This is a genomic window from Streptomyces sp. WG7 (assembly GCF_049975785.1).
GTDB lineage: Bacteria > Actinomycetota > Actinomycetes > Streptomycetales > Streptomycetaceae > Streptomyces.
Map to the genome: position 1 here is coordinate 1 of NZ_JBNGGE010000055.1, position 23,404 is coordinate 23,404.

Annotated in this window: 17 protein-coding genes and 1 pseudogene; 10 read left to right on the plus strand and 8 right to left on the minus strand. The window is 71.6% G+C overall.

Translation table 11 applies throughout. The features are described 5' to 3' along the window. The coding region (locus ACP4J0_RS33520) for a type I polyketide synthase (RefSeq protein WP_426602474.1) at positions 1-3,786 on the plus strand (3,786 nt) is incomplete at its 5' end. Between the two features lie 99 nt (positions 3,787-3,885). On the opposite strand, the gene ACP4J0_RS33525 is transcribed toward ACP4J0_RS33520, so the two are convergent. From ACP4J0_RS33525 to ACP4J0_RS33535, 3 genes are all read right to left on the minus strand, one after another. Beyond that, on the minus strand, positions 3,886-4,896 hold the full coding sequence (locus tag ACP4J0_RS33525; protein WP_426602475.1) for an ACP S-malonyltransferase: 1,011 nt from the start codon (positions 4,894-4,896) through the stop codon (positions 3,886-3,888). A 234-nt stretch (positions 4,897-5,130) separates the two neighbouring features. After that, positions 5,131-5,976, minus strand: coding sequence for an ABC transporter permease (locus tag ACP4J0_RS33530; RefSeq protein WP_426602476.1), 846 nt, complete (start codon positions 5,974-5,976; stop codon positions 5,131-5,133). Then, positions 5,973-6,980, minus strand: coding sequence for an ABC transporter ATP-binding protein (locus ACP4J0_RS33535; protein ID WP_426602477.1), 1,008 nt, complete (start codon positions 6,978-6,980; stop codon positions 5,973-5,975). The genes ACP4J0_RS33530 and ACP4J0_RS33535 overlap by 4 nt, the downstream gene beginning before the upstream one ends. 448 nt (positions 6,981-7,428) lie before the next feature. Here ACP4J0_RS33535 and ACP4J0_RS33540 point away from each other — a divergent pair, with 448 nt between their 5' ends. From ACP4J0_RS33540 to ACP4J0_RS33555, 4 genes are all read left to right on the plus strand, one after another. Then, complete coding sequence (locus tag ACP4J0_RS33540) at positions 7,429-7,986, plus strand: sugar phosphate nucleotidyltransferase (protein ID WP_426602478.1); 558 nt, start codon at positions 7,429-7,431, stop codon at positions 7,984-7,986. Then, complete coding sequence (locus ACP4J0_RS33545) at positions 7,983-8,657, plus strand: thioesterase II family protein (RefSeq protein WP_426555087.1); 675 nt, start codon at positions 7,983-7,985, stop codon at positions 8,655-8,657. Before ACP4J0_RS33540 ends, ACP4J0_RS33545 begins: the two co-directional genes overlap by 4 nt. A gap of 217 nt (positions 8,658-8,874) precedes the next feature. After that, on the plus strand, positions 8,875-10,278 hold the full coding sequence (locus tag ACP4J0_RS33550) for a class I adenylate-forming enzyme family protein (RefSeq protein WP_426602479.1): 1,404 nt from the start codon (positions 8,875-8,877) through the stop codon (positions 10,276-10,278). Positions 10,279-10,339: 61 nt separating this feature from the next. Further along, positions 10,340-11,140 (plus strand): hypothetical protein, encoded by an 801-nt coding sequence (locus tag ACP4J0_RS33555; protein ID WP_426602480.1) that lies wholly within the window; start codon positions 10,340-10,342, stop codon positions 11,138-11,140. On the opposite strand, the gene ACP4J0_RS33560 is transcribed toward ACP4J0_RS33555, so the two are convergent. From ACP4J0_RS33560 to ACP4J0_RS33580, 5 genes and pseudogenes are all read right to left on the minus strand, one after another. After that, positions 11,064-12,725, minus strand: a complete 1,662-nt coding sequence (locus ACP4J0_RS33560; protein ID WP_426602481.1) for a flavin monoamine oxidase family protein — start codon at positions 12,723-12,725, stop codon at positions 11,064-11,066. The two genes, ACP4J0_RS33555 and ACP4J0_RS33560, sit on opposite strands and share 77 nt — an antisense overlap. 177 nt (positions 12,726-12,902) lie before the next feature. Next, positions 12,903-13,631 carry a 4'-phosphopantetheinyl transferase family protein gene (locus ACP4J0_RS33565; RefSeq protein WP_426602482.1) on the minus strand — a complete coding sequence of 243 codons (729 nt, stop codon included), beginning with the start codon at positions 13,629-13,631 and terminating at the stop codon, positions 12,903-12,905. Beyond that, positions 13,628-14,575, minus strand: coding sequence for a metallophosphoesterase family protein (locus ACP4J0_RS33570; RefSeq protein ID WP_426602483.1), 948 nt, complete (start codon positions 14,573-14,575; stop codon positions 13,628-13,630). Before ACP4J0_RS33570 ends, ACP4J0_RS33565 begins: the two co-directional genes overlap by 4 nt. After that, positions 14,556-17,477, minus strand: coding sequence for an AAA family ATPase (locus ACP4J0_RS33575; RefSeq protein ID WP_426602484.1), 2,922 nt, complete (start codon positions 17,475-17,477; stop codon positions 14,556-14,558). The genes ACP4J0_RS33570 and ACP4J0_RS33575 overlap by 20 nt, the downstream gene beginning before the upstream one ends. A gap of 919 nt (positions 17,478-18,396) precedes the next feature. Continuing rightward, a pseudogene (locus ACP4J0_RS33580) lies at positions 18,397-18,660 on the minus strand (ISAzo13 family transposase); the annotation flags it as partial. Positions 18,661-19,107: 447 nt separating this feature from the next. Here ACP4J0_RS33580 and ACP4J0_RS33585 point away from each other — a divergent pair. Genes ACP4J0_RS33585 through ACP4J0_RS33605 form a run of 5 tightly spaced genes read left to right on the plus strand, consistent with a single transcriptional unit; the run spans position 19,108 to position 23,177 of the window. Next, positions 19,108-19,971 (plus strand): 3-hydroxyacyl-CoA dehydrogenase family protein, encoded by an 864-nt coding sequence (locus ACP4J0_RS33585; protein ID WP_426602485.1) that lies wholly within the window; start codon positions 19,108-19,110, stop codon positions 19,969-19,971. Between the two features lie 2 nt (positions 19,972-19,973). Continuing rightward, positions 19,974-20,246 carry an acyl carrier protein gene (locus ACP4J0_RS33590; protein WP_426602486.1) on the plus strand — a complete coding sequence of 91 codons (273 nt, stop codon included), beginning with the start codon at positions 19,974-19,976 and terminating at the stop codon, positions 20,244-20,246. Further along, positions 20,239-21,348, plus strand: coding sequence for an acyl-CoA dehydrogenase family protein (locus ACP4J0_RS33595; protein ID WP_426602487.1), 1,110 nt, complete (start codon positions 20,239-20,241; stop codon positions 21,346-21,348). Before ACP4J0_RS33590 ends, ACP4J0_RS33595 begins: the two co-directional genes overlap by 8 nt. A gap of 15 nt (positions 21,349-21,363) precedes the next feature. Beyond that, complete coding sequence (locus ACP4J0_RS33600) at positions 21,364-22,440, plus strand: HAD-IIIC family phosphatase (RefSeq protein ID WP_426602488.1); 1,077 nt, start codon at positions 21,364-21,366, stop codon at positions 22,438-22,440. Between the two features lie 59 nt (positions 22,441-22,499). Beyond that, the gene (locus tag ACP4J0_RS33605) at positions 22,500-23,177 is read left to right on the plus strand and encodes a class I SAM-dependent methyltransferase (protein ID WP_426602489.1); all 678 of its coding nucleotides are present in this window, start codon (positions 22,500-22,502) and stop codon (positions 23,175-23,177) included. The last annotated feature ends 227 nt before the right edge of the window (positions 23,178-23,404 follow it).

A 23,404-nucleotide genomic window follows, 5' to 3' on the forward strand; every position in this document is an offset into this window, starting at 1 on the left:
ACCGTCACCACCGCGCTCGCCCACGCCCACACCCGGGGCATCGCGGTCGACTGGGAGGCGTACTTCGCCGGGACCGGGGCCCGACTGGCCGACGTGCCGACCTATGCCTTCCAGCAGGAGCGGTACTGGATCGACGTGCCGGTCTCGCAGGTGGGTGACGTGGCGTCGGCCGGTCTCGGCCGGGCGGAGCATCCGCTGCTCGGTGCGGCGGTTGAACTCCCCGATTCCGAGGGGTTGTTGTTCACCGGTCGCCTGTCGCTCGATTCCCACCCGTGGCTGGCCGACCACGCCGTGTCGGGCGCGGTGCTGCTGCCCGGGACGGCGTTTGTCGAGCTGGCCCTGCACGCCGGACAGCGGGCCGGTACCGAGCTGCTGGAGGAGCTGACGCTGGAGGCGCCGCTCGTCCTGCCCGAACGCGGCGCACTCCAGCTGCGATTGTCGCTGGCCGAGCCGGACGCGAACGGGCGGCGGGCGCTGCACGTGCATTCGCGCCCCGAGGCCGCGAGCGGCGAGAGCGGCCTGGACGTGCCGTGGGCCCGGCACGCGAGCGGTCTGCTCTGCCCGGTGTCCGCGGCGACCCCGCCGCCGGCGCAGGACGCGGTGGTCTGGCCTCCGGCCGGGGCCGAACCGCTGGACGTGACGGGTCTGTACGACGGCTTCGCCGCCGTCGGGTTCGCGTACGGCCCGTCGTTCCGCAACCTGCGGGCGGCCTGGCGCCGCGGTGACGAGCTGTTCGCCGAGCTCCTGCTGCCCGACGAGGCCTTGGCCCAGGCCGCGCAGTTCGGGGTGCACCCCGCGCTGCTCGACGCGGGCCTCCACGGCATCGTGCTGGGCTCCTCCCTCGTCGCCGACGACGAGCAGCGGGGCGAGGACGGCCCCCGCATGCGGCTGCCCTTCTCCTTCGGCGGTGTCGGCCTGCACGCCGTCGGTGCCGGTGCGCTGCGGGTGCGCCTGGCCCCCGCGGGTTCCGGCGCGGTCTCGCTCGCGGCGTTCGACGAGCGCGGCGAACCGGTGGTGTCGGTCGAGTCGCTGCTGCTGCGGGAGATGAACCCCGCCGGGCTGCGGGCGGCCGGCCCCGCGTTCCACGAGTCGCTGTTCCGGCTGGAGTGGCCCGCCGTGGCCGGTGGCGCCGCCCCGGCGGGCGGAAGCTGGGCCGTGGTCGGCACGGACCCGTTCGGCCTCGAGGCCGCGCTGCGGGGAGCGGGCGTCCCGGTCGAGGCGTACGCGGACCTGGACGCGCTGGCCGGCGTGGTGGCGGCGGGCAAACCGGCACCGGACACCGTGCTGGTCCCGTGCGTCCCGGCGGGCGCCGCGAGCGCGGCACAGGTCGCGGAGGAGGCCCGGCACGCGGCGCACTCCGCGCTCGGGCTGGTCCAGGCGTGGTCGGCCGAGGAACCGCTCGCCGCTTCACGGCTCGCGTTCGTGACGCGCGGCGCGGTCGAGGCCCGGCCCGGCGAGGGGGTGCGGGACGTCGCCCAGGCGGCGGTGTGGGGCCTGGTGCGATCGGCGCAGTCCGAGAACCCCGGCCGCTTCCTGCTGCTCGACCTCGACGCTGAGGACGACGGCGGCGACGACCCGGCGAAGCTCGGCCCGCTCCTGGCGGCCGCCGCTGCCGCGCAGTCGTCCGGCGAGCACCAACTCGCCCTCCGAGGGGGAACACTGCACGCCGCACGGCTGGCCAGGGTCCCCGCGGCACGGCCCGAGGCCACCGAACCCGCCGAGTCCGCCGAGCCCGCCGAGGAGCCGCAGGTCCCCGCTCTCGACCCGAAGGGCACCGTCCTCATCACGGGCGGCACCGGCGTGCTGGGCGGCCTTCTGGCCCGGCACCTGGCCACGGAACGGGGTGTGGGGCACCTCGTGCTGACCAGCAGGCGCGGCCCCGACGCCGACGGTGCCGCCGAGCTCGTGGCCGACCTCACCGCGCTCGGTGCCGAGGCGACCGTCGTCGCCTGCGACGCGTCCGACCGGGAGGCGCTGGCGGCGCTGCTGGCGGGCATCCCCGCCGAGCACCCGCTCACCGCGGTCGTCCACGCGGCCGGCCGTCTCGACGACGGACTGGTTCCGTCGCTGACCCCCGAGCGGATCGACACCGTCCTGCGTCCGAAGGTGGACGCGGCCCTGCACCTGCACGAGCTGACCCGGGACGTGGACCTCGCCGCGTTCGTGCTGTTCTCGTCGGTGGCCGGCACACTCGGCAACCCCGGACAGGCGAACTACGCGGCGGCGAACGCCTGTCTGGACGCCCTCGCCCAGCACCGGCGCGCGGCGGGGCTGCCCGCGGTGTCGCTGGCGTGGGGACTGTGGGAGACGCCCAGCGGGATGACCGGCGAGCTCACGGCCGCCGACATGCAGCGTCTGGCGCGCGCCGGACTGTCGCCGCTGACCTCCGGGGAGGGCCTGGCGCTGTTCGACACGGCCTGTGCCCTTGCAGCGGCCGCCGGCGGCGGGACGGGAGCGGACACGGCCGACGACGGCGTCCTGGTCGCGATGCACCTGGACACCGCGCCGCTGCGTGCCCGGGCGGAGGCCGGTGCCCTTCCAGCCGTCTTCCGGGGGCTGGTGCGCGGTGCGTCCCGCAGGGCCGCCGGGCAGAGCGCCGGCGAGGCGGCGGCATCGGCGGCCGCCCGACGGCTCGCGGAGCTGCCGGGGCTGTCCGAGGAGGAGCAGGAGCGGGTGCTGCTCGACGTCGTGCGCGCACAGGTCGCGGCCGTGCTCGCCTACCCCTCGCCCGACGCGGTGGGGGAGACCCAGGAGTTCCTGGAGCTGGGTCTGGACTCGCTGACCGCCGTGGAGCTGCGCAACCAGCTGAACGCGGCGACGGGCCTGCGGCTGCCTCCCACCCTTGTCTTCGACTACCCGACACCCATCCTGGTCGCCGGACTGCTGCGTGCCGAACTCGCCGGGGCTTCCGGGGACGCCCAGTCGGCCGCGGGCGACGCGGGGGGTGCCGGGGACGAGGGCGCCGGAGTGTTCGGCGCGATGCTCCAGGAGGCCGGAGCACAGGGCACCTCGGGGCAGTTCATGGAGATGCTCATGCAGGCCTCGCGGTTCCGGCCCTCGTTCGCCTCGCCGGCGGAACTGCGCAAGGCGCCCGCCTTCGTGCGGCTCGCCCGGGGTGAGAAGCGGCCCGGAGTGGTCTGCTTCCCCTCGATCCTGTCGATCTCGGGCCCCCACCAGTACGCCCGGTTCGCCTCCGGGTTCCGGGGGCACCGGGACGTGTGGGCACTGGGCGTGCCGGGCTTCCTGCGCGGTGAGCAGCTGCCGACGTCCGTGGAGGCCGTGATCGACGCGCAGGCGGAGGCCGTGCTGCGGAACACCGGCGGCGAGCCGTTCGTGCTGCTCGGCCACTCGTCGGGCGGCATGCTCGCGCACGCGGTCGCCGCGCGGCTGGAGGGCGCGGGAACCCGTCCCGAGGCCGTGGTGCTGATCGACATCTACTCGCACGACGACGACGCGCTCGTGGGCCTGCAGCCCGGTCTCGGCCAGGGCATCGCCGAGCGCCAGGACAGCTATGTGCCGGTCGACGACACCCGTCTGCTGGCCATGGGCGCCTACTTCCGGCTCTTCGCGGGCTGGAAGCCGACGCCGGTGACGTCCCCGACGCTGCTGGTCCGGGCCGGCGAGCGGTTCTTCGACTGGTTCCGGCCCACCGACGGCGACTGGCGTTCCTACTGGGACCTGGAGCACACCGCCGTGGACGTGGAGGGCGACCACTTCACGATGATGGAGCAGCACGCGGCGACGACCACGCGGGCCGTGGAGGACTGGCTGACCCGAACCCTCTGAGCGGGCCCGCGGCACGCAGCCCGCGGGCCGCGGGTGGAACGGCGGAGGGCCGGTCCCCACCACTCGGGTGGGGACCGGCCCTCCGCCGTCGGCGCCGTGTCAGGCTCCGCGCCGCTCCCGCTCCCGGGCACGCTTCTTCGGCAGCCCCACCGTCACGACCTCGAAGGAGTCCTTGGTGAGGTCGAGCCGGTGGAAGAGGTTGTCCGGCCCCGTGACGCACACCGCGCCGACACCGAGCCCCTTCAGGCCCGCGACCACGTTCGGCCAGTGGATCGGCCGGTCGAAGGTGTCCAGCATCATCGCGCGCAGCCCGGCGGCGTCGCGGACGACCGTGCCGTCCACGTCGTTCACCACGGGAAGGGCGGGGTCGGCGAGTTCGTACGCTCCGAACACCTCCGCCTCGGCCTTGCGGCGCAGCTCCGAGAACGACGCGGCATGGACCGGCGGCCACATCGAGTACATGGAGTAGCCGCCCGCGGCGCTGATGCGCGCCTTGAGCCCGTCGAGCTCCTTCTCCTGCACCGACAGCATGTGGAAGCCGGTGTCGAGCCGTCCGGAGACGTCGTACCAGGCGCCGCGGTCGTCGAGTTCGGCGAGGATCGCGGCGAACGGCTCCTGCGGCACGCGGACGAAGCAGTGGGTGACGACGTCCTGGTAGGCGCCGGCGAAGTACTCCTCCTCGCAGCGGGCGCACTCCGCGGTGAGCCGCACGACGTCCGCGAAGGACAGCGAGCCGACGAAGGCGGCGGCGGCCTTCTGGCCGAAGCTCGGTCCGGCGCAGACGTCGGGGGAATGGCCGAGGGCGTCCACAGCCCGGTCCGCCATGGCCATCGAAGCGATCAGGAAAGCGATCTGCGAATAGGCGGAGTAATCGTCCTCCGCGGCGCGAAAACGGTCGAAGAGCGAGAAGCCGAGCGCTTCGTCGGCCTCGGCGAGGCGCTGGCGGGCGTACGGGTCGAGCAGCAGGAACTTCCCGATCTCCGAGAAGGACGAGGGCCCCATGCCGGGAAACACGATGGCCGTGCGGTTCCGCTCCTCGGCGTCGCCGGAATGCGGTTGCCGGGAAAGGGCGGTGATGTCGTTCTCGGGAGTCGGCTGTGAATTGCTCATGATGCGGATGCCTTTGCCGCCGGCCGGTCGCCCGGTCATGGTCGGTGTACGTCTGGAGCGGGTCGGGAAAGAGCGCTCGGACAAGGGGGTGCTTTCGCCGGACGGGCCGGACGAAAGCGGCCCCGCGCACCCGGCCGCGCGCGGTGCGCGTGGCAGGGTCCACGAGGCGCTGGGTGGTGCGGAACACGGAGTACGGGACACGGAGCGGGCGGGACGCGGACCTGTGCCGCCGGATCAGTCCTGGGCCCGGCGCAGGAAGCCCAAGATGCCGATCGTCCCGAAGATCACGATCGCCGCGCTGAGCGCGGTCAGGTCCACCCATAGAGGGATCGATGCGGGGCCCGCCGGCAGCATCAGGTCGCGGATGCCCTCGCTGACGTACGTCAGCGGGTTGAGGGTGCACAGCACCTGGAACCAGCGCAGGTCCGTCAGGGCCCGCCACGGGAACTGGGTGCAGCCGGTGAACATCAGCGGGGTCAGCGTCACGGCGAAGACCACGCTGATGTGTCGGGCCGGGGCGAGGGTGCCGATGGTCAGCCCCACCGTGCTTCCCGCGAGCGCGCCCATCAGCAGCACGCCCAGGGTCGGCAGGAAGGTGTCCATGGGCCAGGAGACGTTGTCCAGGACCAGCAAGCCGATCGGGATCATCACCAGGGAGGCGATGACGCCGCGCAGCGTGCCGAAGACCATCTTCTCCACGGCGACCAGGGTGGTCGGGATCGGGGCGAGCAGGCGGTCCTCGATCTCCTTGGTCCAGGAGAAGTCGATGACCAGCGGCAGCGCCGTGTTCTGCAGGCTGACCAGGAAGCTGTTCAGTGCCACGACGCCCGGCAGCAGGACCTGCTGGAACCCGCCCGCGGTGAAGCCGAGATCGCCCAGCACCTTGCCGAACACGAAGAGGATGAACAGCGGCTCCACGAGCACCTGCGCGAGGAAGATGCCCAGTTCGCGGCCGGTGACGAAGGTGTCCCGCCAGAGGATGAAGAAGAACGTGCGGGTCGCCGTGCGCACGCCGGTGCGCTCGGGGCGCAGCTCCTCGGGGAAGCCGGCGACGGGGTCGGGGGCGGTGGTCGCGGTCATCGTAGCTCCCGGCCGGTCAGATCGATGAAGACGTCCTCGAGGGTGGCGGTGCCCACGTACAGGTCCTTGATGTCGCAACTGGCGTCCGCCAGGACGGTGATGACCGTCGGCAGTACCGAGCCGGACGGGGCGTCGCTGTAGATGCGCAGGCGGACCGGGGCCTGCTCGCCGGCCTGCTCGGTGTCCTCCTCGTGCTGCACCACCTCGACCCGCTCGACGGGATCGATGCCCTCCAGCAGGCGCGTGACGCTCTCCGCCCCCGGCTGCGCGGGCTGGACGGTGAGCGTGAGCGCGGTGCTGCTCAGGCTCTTGAGCAGCGCCTGCGGGGTGTCGAGGGCGAGCAGCCGGCCGTGGTCGACGATGCCGACGCGGTCGCAGAGTTTGGCGGCCTCGTCCATGTCGTGGGTGGTGAGCACGGTCGTCACGCCCCGCGCGCTCAGTTCGGCGATGCGCTCGTGGATGAACAGACGCGCCTGGGGGTCGAGCCCGGTGGACGGCTCGTCGAGGAACAGCACGTCCGGACGGTGCATCAGGGCCCGCGCGATCATCACCCGCTGGGCCTGGCCACCGGACAGCTCGTCGCCGCGGGCCTTGCGGCGGTCGGCCAGCCCGACCCACTCCAGGCACTCGTCGGCGAGCCGGTTGCGCTCCGAGCGGCTCATGCCGTGGTAGCCGGCGTGGAAGACCAGGTTCTGGCGCAGGTTCAGCGACCGGTCGAGGTTGTTGCGCTGCGGCACGACGGCGAAGGCGCGGCGCGCCCGCGCCGGGTGGGCGGCGACGTCGACTCCCTGGACGAACGCGCGGCCCGCCGTGGGGGCGACCCGCGTCGTCAGGACGCCGATGGTCGTCGTCTTGCCCGCTCCGTTCGGCCCGAGGAACCCGAAGACCTCGCCCCTGCCCACCGAGAAACTCAAGCCGTCCACCGCGGGCCGGTCGCGGCCCGGGTATTTCTTGACCAGCCCGTCCACCACTACGGCGGAATCCGTGGTCTGATGTGATGTCATTGACGCCTACGAATCGTGCGGGACGCGGCAACGGCAGTCCGGTGATTCGCACGGTAATGTCGTGTGACCGGCCACGCGTCGAGCGCCGACTGAAGAGGACATGGATGGTGCGGATCCTGTGTAGCACAAGGGGTTTCGGCACACTTCGGTCCCTTGTCGATCTAGGGGGCGGCAGGGAATTGTAAGGGGGGAATAGGGGCTGCCCGGCCGTTTCTCGCATCGCTTTTCCGGTCGCGTCGGCAAACATTGGGAAAGCGGTGTTGCAGCCCGGTCGGGAATCCCTCTAGCATCGCCGCGTGATCGCGCCGAATTGCATCCCCGGAAATGAAATTCCGGTGGGTCGCGCTTGTGCGTTTCTTCCCGCGGACCCCGGCTCACCGGGGCGGGCGGTGTACGGCGCGACAGGCGCCACTGCCCTCCGCACACTTCCCCCGGGCAAGGAGACCCCGTGAAGGCACTCGTCGTGCCGGCCGAAGGACCGGTCCTCCGGCAGGTCCTGCGCGGCATCGCCGACGCGGGCGTCGTGGACGTGGGTGTCGTCGTCGCCGGCCCGGACGACGGCGTCAAGGCAGAGGCGGGGGACGGTTCCCGCTTCAGTATCAGCATCACCTACCTGCCGGAGCAGCCCGGGCAGGCGGGCACGATCGGTGCGGTGCGCAGCGCCCGGGAATGGCTGGCGGACGACGACTTCGTGCTGTGCGCGGGCGACGGATTCCCGCCCGGCGGGATCGTGGAACCGCTGGAGGAGTTCCGGGTCCGGCGGCCCGCCGCGCAGATCATGGCGGCCCGGGCCCCCGGCCCCTCCTCCTGGGACGTGTACTTCTTCACCTCGGCACTCCACACGGCCGTGGAGGCGGTGCAGCGCCCGGCCGCGGGCGGCGACGGACTGTCCGACGCCCTCCAGTGGCTGTACGACAAGAGCCTCGGTGTCACCGTGTGCAGCGCCGAACCGGACGGGGCCGGCTCCGCGCACGGGGCGGCCGGGGCAGGACCGGCCGGGGGATGACGTCCGAGTCCAGCGGCCACGCCCGAGCTGTCACGGACGTCGCGTGCGACGGCGTGGTGCTCATCAGGATCGAGCAGCCGGCCGTCCCGAGCCGATACCGGCTGGTCTGCTTCCCGGACGCGGGAAACTCCTCGGCCTGCTATCTCGCCATGTCCGAACTCCTTCTCCCCACCGTTGAGTTGCTCATCGTCCAGTACCCGCTGCTGGACACGGGGGAGGCGGAGCCGCCGGTGAACCGTCCCGGCCTCACCGACAAGATCTACGATGCGGTGCGCGACTGGACGGACCGCCCGCTGGCCCTTTTCGGCCACCGTCTGGGGGCCGAACTCGCCTACGGTGTCGCGCAGCGGCTGGAGCGGGAGACCGACACCGGGCCGCTGACGCTCTTCGTGTCCGGCCGTCCCGGTCCCGGCCACCGCGGATTCCTGGGGCCGCCCGCTCTCCAGTGCTGCGTCGTCGCCCTGACGGGGGACCACGACCCGCAGGCGCCGCTGCCCGGCGTACGGGCCTGGCGGCGCTGCACGGCCGGGCCGTTCGACCTGGAGGTCTTCCCCGGCGCGCCCGGCTACCTCGACTCGCACCGCCGCGAGGTCGTCAATCTCGTGCACGACCAGCTCATCTCGCTCCACGGACCCGAGCCCGACCGTGCCGCGCCGAAGCAGGGGCCGTAGGGGGCGGAACAGGGGTACCCCGCGATGTGCCCTGGTCCCTAGCGTGACGGGTGGAGAACCGCGTCCACGGTACGGGACCGACAGCACCGCCGCGCAGCGCAGCGCGCGCATCCCCCGCGCTCCCCCCCAGTGAACGGGTCCGGGCACGCCCTCGGCACCGCGCAGACCACGTCAGCACCGGCCACGTTCGGCCCAGAGGAAGGACTCAGTGCCACCGATGACCGCGAAGATCTTTGCAGCAGACTCGGTACGGCTCGTCGAGGAGTTCGAGCAGGACGCCCTCCGCGTGGCCGATGTGCTCCGGGAACACGGGATCGGCCTCGGCGACCGCGTCATGCTGAAGGCCGGGAACTCGGCGAGCTACGTCTGCGTCCTCTACGCGCTGATGGAGGTGGGAGCCTCCATCGTCCTCGTCGACCAGCAGGAGCACGTCGAGGAGACCCGGCGGATCGCCCTGCGCACCGGCGTCAAGGTCACCATCGTCGACGACGAGACCCCCATCGACCAGGGTGCCGACCCCCTCTACCTGTACGAGCTGATGGTCGCCACGGCGGGCCGGCCCTCGGTGCCGCGCAACCTGTCCTGCGACGCGTGGGGCGAACTGCCCGACGGCCTGATCATGTGGACCTCCGGCTCGACCGGCTCGCCCAAGGGCGTGGTCAAGTCCGGCGGGAAGTTCCTGCGCAACCTGCGGCGCAACGCCGAGCAGGTCGGCCACCGTCCCGACGACGTGCTGATGCCGCTGCTGCCCTTCGCCCACCAGTACGGGCTGTCGATGGTGCTCATCGCCTATCTCACCCGCTGCTCCCTGGTCATCGCCCCCTACCGGCGCCTGGACCGGGCCCTGCGCATGGGGCGCGACGCCGGCGTCACCGTCATCGACGCCACCCCCTCCAGCTACCGCAGCATCCTGAGCCTGGTGACCCGCAAGCCGGCGCTGCGCGAACACGTCGCCGGCGCCCGGATGTTCTGCGTGGGCGCGGCGCCGCTGGACGCCCCCCTCGTGGCGGCCTACGTCGAGGAGTTCGGCCTTCCGCTGCTGGACAGCTACGGCTCCACCGAACTGGGCAACATCTCCTTCGCCACCCTCGGCAACCCCGTCGCGTGCGGCCGTGCCATGGACGGCATCCGGCTGCGGATCGTCGACGAGGACGGCCAGGAGGTCGCCGCCGGGCAGCCCGGCGAGATCGAGGTCGACACCCCCGACGCGCTGGAGGGGCAGATCGCCGACGACGGCTCCGTCCTCCCCGTCCCCACCGGATGGCAGCGCACCGGGGACCTCGGCCACCTCGACGACGCCGGCAACCTGCACGTCCTGGGACGCAAGTTCGCCGTGCACCGCATGGGCTACACGCTCTACCCGGAACTGATCGAGCGGAAGGTGGCGGCAGAAGGCTGCCCCACCCGCATCGTGCCGCTCCCGGACGAACTGCGCGGCTCCCGACTGGTCTTCTTCGTCGAGGACGAGGAGCAGCGGGACGCCGGCTACTGGCGGGAGCGGCTGTGCTCGCTGCTGCCCGCCTTCGAACAGCCCAACAGGGTCGTCGTGCTGGAGCGGTTCCCGCTCAACCGCAACGGCAAGCCCGACAAGAAGCAGCTCGCGCGGATGGCCGCCGAGTGACACAGCCCGCCGCCCGGCGGTGGCGGCGGGGCACGGCAGGAATCGACAGGGGAGTCGGCTGGTGCCCGAGATCCGCGCCCGGCCCGCCCGCCCCGCTCCAGTGGCAGACCTTCTTCTCCCTCCCGGCCGAACGGTTCGGCGCCCCGGCGCCGTCGTCGAACGATCCGGGCTCTCACTGGGCAAGGTCGGGCAGCCGCGTGTCCTCTTCCCGCAGGCGCGCTTCGTGCACCTGTACCGCAGCGGGCCCGACTGCGCCCTGTCCATGAGCCGGCACATCGCCTTCCGCATGATCCCCATGATGCTGGAGATCGCCGAGCGGTGCGGCGTGGACTCCCCGTACGAGCTGACCGCGGAGCACTTCGCCCAGGTCCCGCCCGACCCGGCCCCGCTGCTGACGGGCACGTACGACCCCGCCCTCATCATGGACCGGCCCATCCCGTTCCCCGTCTTCGGCGACATGTGGTTGCGCTGGATCGTCGACGGCGTACGGAACCTGGAGGAACTCCCCGCCGGCATCCGCACCTCGCTGTCCTACGAGGACCTGCTGGCCGAGCCGCGCGAGGAGCTGACCCGGCCGGCCGGGTTCATCGGCGTCGAGGCCCGCCCCGACTGGCTGGAGGCCGCCGCCGGCCTTCTCGACGGCGACGGCCGCCGCGGCTCCGCGGGCCTGCTGGACCCGGCCGAACCGGAGGCGCTGCGCCAGTCCTGCGCCGAGGGCACGGCGGCCTTGGCGGGCGCGGCCGGCCGGCCGTGGGCACGGCGTCCGAGCCGGAGAATCCCGGGCCTCAGCAGTCGTAGGGCAGGTCGAGGGGCGCGAGCACCTCGAAGAGGTCGCCGGGGCCGGGATTCTCCGGGTGTGTGATGCCGCCCAGGTGCTCCAGGACGCCCCACACGGCGTTCAGCGCCGTCGTGACCGCGCCCTCGGCGAAACCGGCCGTCCAGGAGACGTCGTCGCCGCACAGGAAGAAGCCGCGCTCGGCGGCGGGCAGGCCGCGCTGCATGAACTGGGTGAACAGCCGCCGCTGGTAGCGGTACTGACCCGGCAGGTTCGCCTTGAACGCGCCCATGAAGTGCGGCTCGGTCTCCCAGGTGATCGTGAGCGGGTCGCCGACGACGTGGGAGCGGATGTCGAGCCCGGGGTAGACGAGAGCGAGATTGTCCAGCAGGACGTCCAGCCGCTCGCCGGGGGCCAGCGTGGCCATCTTCAGCGAGTCGTCGTTCCAGGTGTACGACAGGCACATCACGCCGGGGCGGTCCGGGCCGTCGTCGAAGAGGTACACCCCGCGCGGCATGCGGTCGGTGAGGGTCATGCTCATCACCGGCTCGCCGGTGAGCGGGTCCAGGTCGTGCCAGAACGGCCGGTCCGTCAGGACGAACAGCTTGGAGGCGCCCATGTAGTGCGTGCGTTCCACCGCGGTCCACAGCGGCGCGGACAGCAGCGCCGGGTCGCACTCCACCCGGTTCAGCAGCGTCCACAGGTGCGGGGTGTACACCACCGCGTCGAACCGGTCGTCACGCCCGGAGGCGTCGGTGACCCGGAAGCCGCCGCCGTCCCGGACGACCGAACGCACCCGGGGCCGCGCCGAACCGCCGTGCAGGGACGCCAGGGACGTCCCCGCCGGCCAGTGCGCGCAGTGTTCCGGCCGGTGCTCCCACAGGCCGTACGGTAGCCGCTGGGAGCCGCCGGTGATGGCGACCTGGTTGGCGTCGGCCTCGGTGTAGACCACGCGCAGGATCTCGAGTAGCGAATTGGGGAAATCGGTGTCCCAGCCGCCGGTGCCGAAGCCCACCTGGCCGAAGATCTCCCGGTGCCGGAACGACTGGAACGCCGAACTGGTCGCGAGGAAGCCGTAGAAGGACTGGTCGTCGAACTCCCGGACCAGCCGGTTCCACACCCGCTTCAGCGTCTCGGTGTCCCGCCGCTGGACGGCGTCGCGCATCGTGGCGAGTTCGGCCCGCTCCTGCAGCGCCTTCTCCCACGCGGAGGCCACCTGCACGTAGACGTCCGGGAGGTCGTCGGCCACCCGCGCCCGGTGCCGCTCGCCCATGAGGTGGATCAGGGTGCTCGGCGTGCTCGGCGCCAGCGGATTGGGGAACGGGGTGGTGCGCAGCCCCAGCAGGTCGACGTAGTGGAACAGGGCCCGGGCGGAGAGCGGGAAGCGCATCGCCCCCATCTCCGCCACGCGGTCCGGCTGCCCGGGGAAGGGCACCGAGCGCATGCGGCCGCCGATCTGCTCCGCCTCGTACACGACGGGGCGCAGGCCCAGGCGCATCAGCTCGTACGCCGCGGTCATGCCCGCCATACCGCCACCGACCACGGCCACCGGGGATCCCAGGCGTTCCGGGGGGAGGGCGCCGAGCCCGGCCGGATGGCGGAGCCAGCCGTCGTACGAGAACGGGAAGTCCGGCACGAGCATGGTGACGGGGGCCGGGCTGACTGACGTCATCGGGAATACCTCTCGGGCCGATTCCGCGGCGCTTCCAGGAAACGGGAGACCGTTCGGGCGGGAGCCGGGCAGCGCGGCGCGCCGGGCCGCACGCCCGGGGTACGGGACACCGCGGCCCGCGGCTGCGCAGTCACACCGGCAATGACGCTATTTCGGCGGGAGTCGGGGCAACAACCCCTAGGAACCCTGGTAACGGACCGTGCCCGGACGGGTTTCCGGCACCGCAGCGCGGGCTGCGGCGGGGAAGCCGATGGCCGTGACGACGAGCCCGCGGTCCGCGAGCCACCGGCCCGTGAAACGCTCGGCCAGGCGGCCGTCGGGAGCCCGCCGCGGCCGCAGGATGCGCGCCGAGAACGTGCCCTGCGGCCGGGCGGCCGTGCCGTCTTCCTGGAACGCGATGTCGGCGTCGTCGAAGTCCAGTTCGGTGCCCACCAGCGGGTACCAGGTCTTGTAGACGGCCTCCTTCGCGCTGAACAGCAGCCGGTCGCGGCTGAACCGCGGCATGGCGCCGCCCGCGCGGACCCAGGCGAGCTCACCCGGCAGCGCGATCGACTCCAGAACGCCGCCGGGCAGCGGCAGGTCCGGTTCGGCGTCGATGCCGATCGCCGCCAGATCGGTGTCCCGGGCGAGCGCCGCCGCCCGGTAGCCCTCGCAGTGGGTCATGCTGCCGACGACTCCGGCCGGCCACTGCGGGACGTTGCGCACCCCGGGCAGGACGGGGACGGGCGGCATCCCGAGGGCGGCCATGGCGCGCCGGGCGCAGGCCCGCACCGTGGCGAACTCCTCGCGGCGCCGGTCCGGGGTCCGCGCGACGACCGCGGCCTCCTCGGGGTAGAGCGCCGCGGAGCCGTCGGGCCCGAAGACGTCGCTGGTGGCCGCCGTCTCGGGCAGCAGTGCCTCGATCATGCCCGCGCCTCCCGCGCCGGGAGTCCCTCGGCCGCCCGCGGCTGCTGACCGGTGTACGGCAGGATCTGCCGCAGCAGTCCCCTGGGGTGTCCGCGGCGGCGCCACTCGCGCGGGTAGCCGATGGACACCTCCTCGAACCGGACCCCGTCGTACCAGGTCGTCCGCGGGATGTGCAGATGCCCGTAGACCACCGCGGCGGTGGTGAACCTGCGGTGCCAGTCGGCGGTCAGCACGGTGCCGCACCACTGGGCGAACCCCGGGTGCCACAGCACCTCCGTGGGCTGCCGTACCAGCGGGAAGTGGTTGACCAGCACCAGCGGCACCGACGGGTCCTGCGCGGCCAGCCGCCGGCGGGTCTCGGCCACCCGGGCCCGGCACCAGTCGTCGCGGCCGCGGAAGGGGTCGGGGTGGAGCAGGTACTCGTCCGTGCACACCACACCCGCCTCGTGCGCGCGGGCCAGCGACTCCTCCTTGGTCGAGGTGCCCGCCACCCGGAACGTGTAGTCGTAGAGCATGAAAAGGGGCGCCACCCGCACCGGCCCGCCCGGGCCCTCCCACAGCGGCCAGTCGTCCTCCGGGGTCAGGACGCCGAGCCCCCGGCACATCTCCACCAGGTAGCGGTAGCGCTCCTCGCCCCGCAGCTGCACCGCGTCCTCGCGCGGAGTCCACAACTCGTGGTTGCCGGGTGCCCATACGACCTTCGCGAACCGTCCGGCCAGCAGACCGAGGGCCCATGCGATGTCCTCGGTGAGCTCGCCGACGTCACCGGCCACGATCAGCCAGTCGTCGTCGTGGGAGGGCCGCAGCGACTCCGTGATCGGCCGGTTGTCGGCCATGCCGACGTGCAGGTCGCTGACGGCGAGCAGCCGCGGGCCGGGAGACGGTGCCCCTCCCGCCGGGAGGGGGGCGTGGGGTGTGGCGGGGTCAGGCGATATGGGCGACATCGAGGTCCAAACTGACCGGCAGGTCCCTGCGGTGAGAGATGTTGATCTTCCGGTAGACGCGGGTGAGGTGCTGTTCGACGGTACTCACCGTGATGAAGAGCTTCGCGCCGATCTCCCGGTTGGTGTAACCCTGTGCGGCCAGTGAGGCCACCCTGCGCTCCGCGTCCGTCAGGCCCGCCGTCGCCGCCGGCTGCGGTTGTTCGGGGGCCTTCGGCGCAGCCTGGCCCGGCTGCTCGGACTGCAGGGACTGACGCAGCTTGTGGGCGCCGCAGCCTTCGGCGATCCGCCACGCCCTGCGGGTGTGCAGCTTGCTCTGGACCGGGTCGCCGAGCTGCTTGTGAGCCTGCCCCAGATCGGTCAGGGCACGCGACAGCTCGTAACGGTCGCCGCTGGACTGGAGGAGCGAGACCGCCTCCGACAGCAGCGGTGCGCGCTCGCCGAGGGGCCGCGCCGCCGCCAGCACGTGCAGCGCGATCCCGCGGACCCGCGGTCCGGCGTCACCGGTGAGCTGCTCCCGCGCGAAGTGCTCCACCTGGTCGCGGCTGCCCAGTGCGAGCGATGCCTCCGCGACCCCGACGCGCCACGGCGCCAGCGTCGAGCGGTCCATGCCCCAGCGCCTCATCAGCCGGCCGCATGTCGTGAAGTCCCGCAGGGCCGCGTGCGGACGGCCCGTCTCCAGCTCGTGCCGCCCCCGCGCGTACAGGTACTGCAGCCCGTAGCGCGTCGCGAACATCTCCTCGGGCACCGGCCGGCCCACGACCTCGGCGGCGGCCTCGTGGTCGCCCATCGCGGTGCACGCCTCGATCAGGACCGACAGCGGGGCCCCGATGCCCACGCCCCAGCAGTGCGGGGGCAGGTCCTCCAGAGCCTCCTCGACCAGCCGCCGCGCCTGCGTCAGGTGGCCGTGGCGCAGCGCCATGTGGGCCCGGACGGTCCGCAGGATCGCCGTCGAACTCGCGGGCCAGCGGGCCGTGACCTCCGCCAGCAGCCGGTCGGCCCACTGCGTCGCCGTTCCCAGCCGGTCGGCGTAGACGAGAGCGAGCAGGCAGGCCTGCACCGTCGGCTCGGTCTCCTCCGTCAGACGGAGGGCGGCGAGGATCCGGTCGGCGGTGTCGGAGAGGCGGACGTCCTCCTGTGCGGGCGATGTCCCGCCCCCGCCCGCGCCGTCCCCGCCCGCGTCCCCGCCCGCGTCCCCGCCCGCGCCGCCGGCGAGCGCCCCGTGCAGCGCCGCTGCCGCCGCCAGCCGGCTCTCGTTCGGCCGGGACACCGGGACCTCTGCCGCGCTGCCGTGCAGCGGGGCGAGTGTCGTCCCGACCCGCTCCAGGACCCCGGGGAACGTGCTCGCCAGGACGGACCGCAACCACAGCACCTCCGCCGCGAGTTCGGCGTCGGGCGGGGACGCGGTCCCTGCCACGTGCCGCACGGCCGTGACCGCGTCGTCCGTCCAGCCGTTCCACAGCAGGTCGCCCACGAGCCGCAGCGCGTCGGCCGCCGGCAGCTGACCGGCCCTGACCGTCCCGGTGAGCGAGCGGACCTGCCGCGGCCACGCGGACGGGGTGACCCGCCAGATGAACCTCGCCAGCGCGATCCGCACTTGCGCGCGCTCGCGTTCGCTCCTGCAGCAGCCCTCGGCCATACGCAGACAACTCACCGCGAAGTCCACCCGTTGTGCGGCCATCGCCTCACGGGCCGCATCTGCCAGCACCTGGGGCGCCCACTCCTCGTCGGGTGGCGTCATGGCGTGCCCCAGCAGCTGTTCCGCGACCAGCAGCGGGGGAGCGCCGTCGTGGTACAGCAGACGGGCGGCGCGCGGCCGGAGCCGCGTCACCGCCTCGTCGTCCAGGCTCTCCACGACCGCCGTCCGCACGCCCGCGTGGCGGAACCGGCCGCCGTCCAGGACACCCGCGTCGGCCAGGGCCGACACCACCTGCAGGACGGCCCGCTCCTCGACCTCCACCAGCCGGGCCAGCAGCGACAGCGGGCTGACGCCACCCAGCAGGGCGATCCCCTGGGCGACACGCAGGCCGTCGGCCCCGACGCGGTGCACGATCAGCAGCGCGCTGCGCAGGAACCGCTCGTCGGCGCCGGGCGACCCGTCCGCGGCGCCGTCGCCGGGCTGGGCCGACGGGCGTTCGTGGGAGAAGTGGTCCTCGACCAGGCCGTGGACGAGCAGCGGATTCCCGCCGGTGGCCGCGTGCAGCGCACCGGCCACCCGGGCGGTGGCCGCGGTGCCGGCCGGGCCCTCGCCCGGCTCGCCCCCGCGCGCCCGGGCGACGAGCAGCCGCTCCACCCCGGCGACGCTCAGCGGACCGACCCGCACGTGCAACCCCTGCATGGGATGGAGGAGTTCCTCCAGGGCGCCGGGCGGTCTGCGGCGGACGTCGGCACCGATGGTCACGATCACGGACACCGCTTCCGGGCCCGACGACGGGAACCGGCGCAGCGCGTACGACAGGACCTGCAGGGACTGGGCATCGGCGTACTGGACATCGTCCACGGCGATCAGGACCGGTCCCCGCGCGGACATCCTGCCCAGTTCGGCCTCGAAGTACTGGAGGACCTCGGTCGCCACCGGTTCCCCGGCCGTGCGCAGGCCGCCCAGCCCTGCCGCACCGGTCAGTAAGGGCGGCGGGGGACCGGGTGCGGGCTGCCGGGGATCGTGGAGCAACTGCTCCATCACGCCGAACGGTATGGAGCGTTCCGCGGGGGAGCCGACGGCGGTGAGCAGTCCGTGCTCCGCGAGCGCGCGGTCCTCCAGGACGCGGTGGAGGAGTGCCGTCTTCCCCGACGCCACCGGCCCGCTGATCACCGCTGTGCGGCTGGACCCGAAGACCGTGCCCGCGCTCTGACCGGAGGTGAAGGCGACGAGGTCCGCGATCTGTCCATTTCGTTCCACCAGCATGACGTCAGACCTCCGCAATGCGTTGTGAGCTGGCGCCACGGTGGGCGTTTTTCCGGCGCCCGGCCACTGCGCGTGGTTCCGCGTGCGGGATCTCTGAAATGACGCTTGCGGTAGCACAGGGAAAATCGCAGCTGCTCACAAGGCGCATTTTGACAACCCCCGGCCATTCCGTTCCGACCCCGTTCCGGACTGTATCAACGTCCCGAGCACGTCGGCATCTCAACCTGTCGCCCGGGTATTGCCGCACAGCGAACATCCGGTGGACGTCCGGTTGCCGGAAGGATGTGTGTTGTCGCAGGTCATGGGTGCATGGCGGCGGGAATAAGAACGACAACCTCAAAGAACCTCAAATGCGGAACGCCGCCCTTTGAACCGGGTCCGCGAAGGCGTTCCGGGCGGGGCCCGGGATGGAGGGTCGCGGAGAATAGGGGTGAGTGTCGCACCCGGCTCGGAGAGCTCTCATCGACCGCTTGCCGTTGTGAACCCGAGAGGTGGCTTGAAATGGGGCTCACAAGCGCGTCGAGCTGCTGTATCCGCGTCGCTCGAGCCTCAAAGATCTTACGCACCGCTCCTCGCGGAGTAATACCGGGTCGGCGGTGAGGAAGATCACGTTTGCGCCGACAAGTGCCACGCGCCCGCGCTCGGTCGTGCGCAGGCCGGGGACGCGGCGTGGAGCCGGTCACCCGGCTCGCGGCAGGGACGAGGACCGGTCAATGCCCGGGCGCAGTGGCCCCCTTCGGTCGGTGCCCGCGGCCCTGCGGGAACTGCCCCAGGCGCACCGCGCGATCGATGACCGGCGCCAGGTCGTGGATCCTCGGGTGCCCGCCACCCGGAGGCAGCGGGGCGAAGCCGCGCGGGACGGCGGCCGTCAGCGGTGGGCGGAGCGAATGTCCGAGGCCGGTGGGCGGTGGGTCCGTGGCAGACATGGAAAGGCGGGCACCAGCCCCGGATCGACCTCCCGCAAGGGCTTCCGGCCCGCGCCCGGTGCGCGGACCCGGCCGGCGGGCTCCTCCGCGTGCTCCAGCTCCCGCTTACCCCGCGACACCGTGGACTCCGCCACCCCGGCCGCTCCGGCCACCATGCGGATCCCGCCGTGGCCCAGGACACGGGCCACGGCACCCAGCGTCAGGCGCTGCTGCCGCTCATCGAGATGCGGCAACAGCAGCGCCAACACCTCATCCAGCTCTGCCTTCGTCCCCTCCGACACCCTCTGCGACCGGACAGCCCGCAGAAACCGAGGAGCTATTGTTCGGCAGCTCCATGGGAGTATCCCTCTGTTGTTCACGTCTTTGTCGATGACGGGCAGGATTTCCTTTACCATTGAGCTGAGCGAAGAAATACTGACCCATCATTCCTTGACCCTCCAAGGGGGGTATAGGGGATGGCTAGGGGTTGACGCGATGTTTGGACCGTACGTAACCTCCCATCGAGAATTCAACCGATCAGGTTGCCAGTTGCATACTCTCCCGTTGTTGCCAATTACCTACTCCCCCGTCTAGGATCCGTAAAGCATTTTCCGATGCCGGGATTGGACCAGGGCAACCAGGGGCGTACTGCGAGATCGGAGGCCGCTTCGTCGGCGCCACCCTCGTGGAGGTGTGCTCAATTGGATGGGGTTTGGGGGCAGATCTTGTCGAATTCAGAATCGGATACGATTGCTGTTCTCGGTGCAGGGGTAATGGGACGCAGCATCACCGCACTGGCACTGGGCTGCGGGATGCATGTCATGCTGGTCGACGTCTCGGAAAATATACTGCAGAATGCCCGAGCAGAAATCACCGAGCAATTGCGGCACGGGCAACTGATGGGCGCCTTCCCCGGCTCCCGGGCTGCCGGAACACTGACAACGACGCTTTCCAGCGAGGGCGCGGCAGATGCCACCGCAGTGATCGAGGCGATCACCGAGGATGCCTCGCTCAAGGCGCGAGTACTGGCAGAGATCTCCAGCACGGTCCCCGCCGGGATCCCGCTGATCACCAATACATCGGGGATTCCCGTCGCCGAACTGGCGAAGTCGGTGCAGCGGCCCGCGGAACTGGCCGGGGTGCATTTCATGAACCCGGCCTATCTCATCGAGATGGTGGAGGTCGTCCGTGGCCCGCAGACCGGCGACGACGCCATGGCCGCGGTCCTGTCCTTTCTCGGGCGGCTGGGAAAGAAAACGGTCGTCGTGCGCGACGCGCCGGGGTTTGTCACCAGCAGGCTGCTGCATCCCATGATCAATGAAGCGGCGAGAATCGTGGCCGACGGCGTCGCGAGCGTCGAGTCCGTGGACCGTCTGATGCACGGATGCCTCGGCCATCCCACCGGTCCGCTGCGCACCGCCGACCTGATCGGACTGGACAATCTCGCGGACGCTCTGCGACTGCTTGCCGAGCGGACCGGAAATTCCACCTTCGAGCCCTGCGAACTACTCATGGAGAAGGTGCGCCTCGGCGATCTGGGGCGCAAGACGGGGCGCGGTTTCTATGACTATGGAGAGGTGCTTTCGTGAATATGGAGCAGGCAATCCCGGCTGAGAGTACCGAGCAGGAAATCACGGCGTTCGTCTCGCGGCGGGTCGGGGCGGAGGTCCCCGCCGACCAGGACCTCTTTGCGTCGGGGCTGGTTTCCTCGCTGCTCGCGATGGAGCTCGTCGTCCATCTGGAACGGGCGTTCTCCGTGCAGATCCTGGGTGACGACCTCAAGCGGGACAACTTCCGCACCGTCCAGGCCATGACCGCCCTGGTGCTGCGGTTGCGCGGCTCCGAACAGCCCGCCGATGCCTGAGCCGCTCGCAGGCGCCCGGGAGATCGTCGACGACCTTGTCGGCGACCGGGCCGCGGGGTGGGACCGGGCCGGCCTGATTCCCGACGAGGTACTGCGAAAGCCGGCTGCCCGCGGCTTGCTGTGCGCGCAGGTGCCGGAAGCCTTCGGCGGACTCGGGGCAAGCAGCGCGGCGAACGGCGAGTTCACCGCGTACGTGGGCAGCCGATGCAGCTCACTGCGGAGCGTGATGACCTCGCAGGGCATGGCCGCGTGGACCATACAGCGCTTGGGCAACCCGCAACAGCACGCGGCGTACCTGCCGGAACTGGCCGGTGGCCGGCTCGCCGCCGTCGCGTTCAGCGAGCCGGAGGCGGGCAGTGATCTTTCGGCGATGACCACGGCCATTGAACCCGATGGTGACGACGTCGTCGTCCGCGGGCAGAAGGTCTGGACCACCGCGGCTCACTACGCCGACATGATCGTCGTCGTCGGACGCCATGGCTCCGGGGCGGCCGCTGTCGTGGTGCCTGCGTCGGCTCCGGGCGTCACCGTACGCAGGGTCCCGCAGCCGTCCGGCTGCCGGGCGGCGGGCCACGCGGACGTACGACTCGACGACGTGCGGCTGCCCGCCAGTGCGGTACTCGGCGGCGGGCAGCCTTTGGCGCTCCTGGTGACAACCGCGCTGGCGTACGGGCGGATCTCGGTCGCCTGGGGCTGCGTGGGTATCCTCCGGGCCTGTCTCGACGCCGCCCGTGATCACGCCCGGACCCGGCGGCAGTTCGGAAAACCGCTGGCCGGCCATCAACTCGTCGGTCGCCACCTGGCGAACCTGCTGACCGCTGAGCAGATCGCCACCCGGGTGTGTGAACACGCCAGCGGGTGCTGGGACGGCGGCTCTCCTGACATGGTCGTCGCCTCTGTCCTCGCCAAGCAGGTGAGCGCTGTCCAGGCCGCGCAGGGCGCTGCCGCGGCAGTGCAGGTCCTGGGTTCGGCAGCCGCGCACGAGGGCCATGTGGTCGAGCGCGCGTACCGGGACGCGAAGCTCATGGAGCTCATCGAGGGCAGTACGGAGATCTGCCAGTTGATCCTTGCCGACCACGCGGTGTCGATGACGGTGACATGAGACGAAGGAGGAGCCGTGGCTGAACAGGCCCCGATCGTGAAGTGCCTGGTGTGGGACCTCGACAACACCCTGTGGCAGGGCACGCTGCTGGAAGACGGCATGGTGACGCCCCCGGCCGCGGTCGTCGAGCTCATCGCCGAACTGGACCGCCGCGGCATCCTGCAGTCGGTGGCCAGCAAGAACGACCACGACCAGGCATGGAAGCAGCTGGAAGCGCTCGGCGTCGCCGAGTACTTCGTTCTGCCGCGCATCGGTTGGGGACCGAAGTCGGATTCGGTGCGGGAAATCGCAGCCGAGCTCAACTTCGCGCTCGACACCATCGCCTTCGTCGACGACCAGCCGGCGGAACGAGCGGAAGTCCAGTTCCATCTGCCGGCGGTCCGCTGCTACGCCGCCGAGCAGTTGCCCGAGCTCGCAGCCCTGCCGGAGTTCAGTCCGGCCACGGTGACCGTGGACGCGCGCCGCCGTCGGCAGATGTACCAGGCCGGATTCCGGCGGAAGGCGGCCGAGGCGGAGTTCCAGGGGCCGAGTGATGACTTCCTGCGTTCCCTGGACCTGGTGATGCACATCGAACGCGCCACCGAGGACGAACTGTCTCGGGTGGAGGAACTGACGCTGCGCACCAGCCAGATGAACGCCACGGGAGTGCATTACTCCCTCTCCGAGCTGCGCACGCTGCTGGCCGATCCACGCCACGAGGTACTGGTGACCACGCTCACCGACCGGTTCGGGCCGCACGGCGCGGTCGGCCTCGAGTTGCTGGAGAAGCGCGCACACGTCTGGCATCTCAAGCTTCTGGCCACGTCGTGCCGCGTGGTGTCGTTCGGTGCCGGTTCGGTGATCCTCGGCTGGCTCGTCGACCAGGCCGCACACCAAGGCGTCCACCTGATCGCCGACTTCCGGCGGACCGAGCGCAACCGGATCATGGAGATCGCCTACCGGCTCGCAGGTTTCACCGACGAGCCGTGCGACTGCCGAGCCGGGCTGCCCGCGCCTCCGCACGAGGACATCCAGCGGCTGCATCTGCTTCCGGCGCCTTGTGCCCCGCCGCCCACGATGAGTCTGCACGCCGTCAGCCTGCAGGGCGCCTGAGCGCTTCCCGGGCGCGGGAAGCCCCCGACCGGGTGTCGACGAAAGAAGGTAGATCACGCATGGCGAACCAGATAGGTCTCCCGGCCGGGCTCTCGGACTACATCCGGGAGTCCTCCCTGCGCGAGGACGAGGTCTTGCGGAAGCTACGCGAGACGACGTCGGAACTTGCCACGGGCAGCGCGATGCAGGTCATGCCCGAGGAGGGTCAGCTGCTGACGCTGCTGGCCGGCCTCACCCCGGCCCGGAGGATCCTCGAGATCGGCACGTTCACCGGGTACAGCACCCTGTGCCTTGCCCGTGCGCTCGCGCCCGGCGGACGGCTCGTCACCTGCGACATCACCGACCGCTGGCCGCAGATCGGTGCCGACTACTGGACCAGGGCGGGCGTCGACGGGCAGATCGATCTCCGGATCGGTGACGCGACCGACACCCTCAAGGCCATGATCGCGGACGAGGGCCCCGGTGGGTTCGACTTCGTCTTCATCGACGCCGACAAGCAGCGCTATCCGGACTACTACGAGATGGCGCTGACTCTCCTCGGCGACCACGGGCTGATCGTGGTCGACAACACCCTGTTCTTCGGAAGGGTCGCAGACCCCGACGCGCAGGACGCCGACACCGCCGCGATCCGCGCGTTCAACATTCTGGTCCGCGACGATCCGCGGGTGGAGATGTCGCTGGTCCCCATGGCGGACGGCATCACGTTGATCCGGAAGAAACAGCGGATGCGGGAGTGAGCGGCCCCACCGAGGCGCAGGCGCCGGCATTGCGCCCCCGCCGTCCACGAGGGCCGCACTCAGCCGACCGCCCTCCGCACGAAGCCGCGTGGGCGCCGTCGAAGCAGCGCGCAGTTCGACGCCGTACACCTTGTCCCGGGTTGAGCTGTTGGCCGAGGAATTCGATATTCCAGATCAATGCCGATGGAAAGCCGCCGCAATGATCACACCCGGCCCTTGAAAAGGGC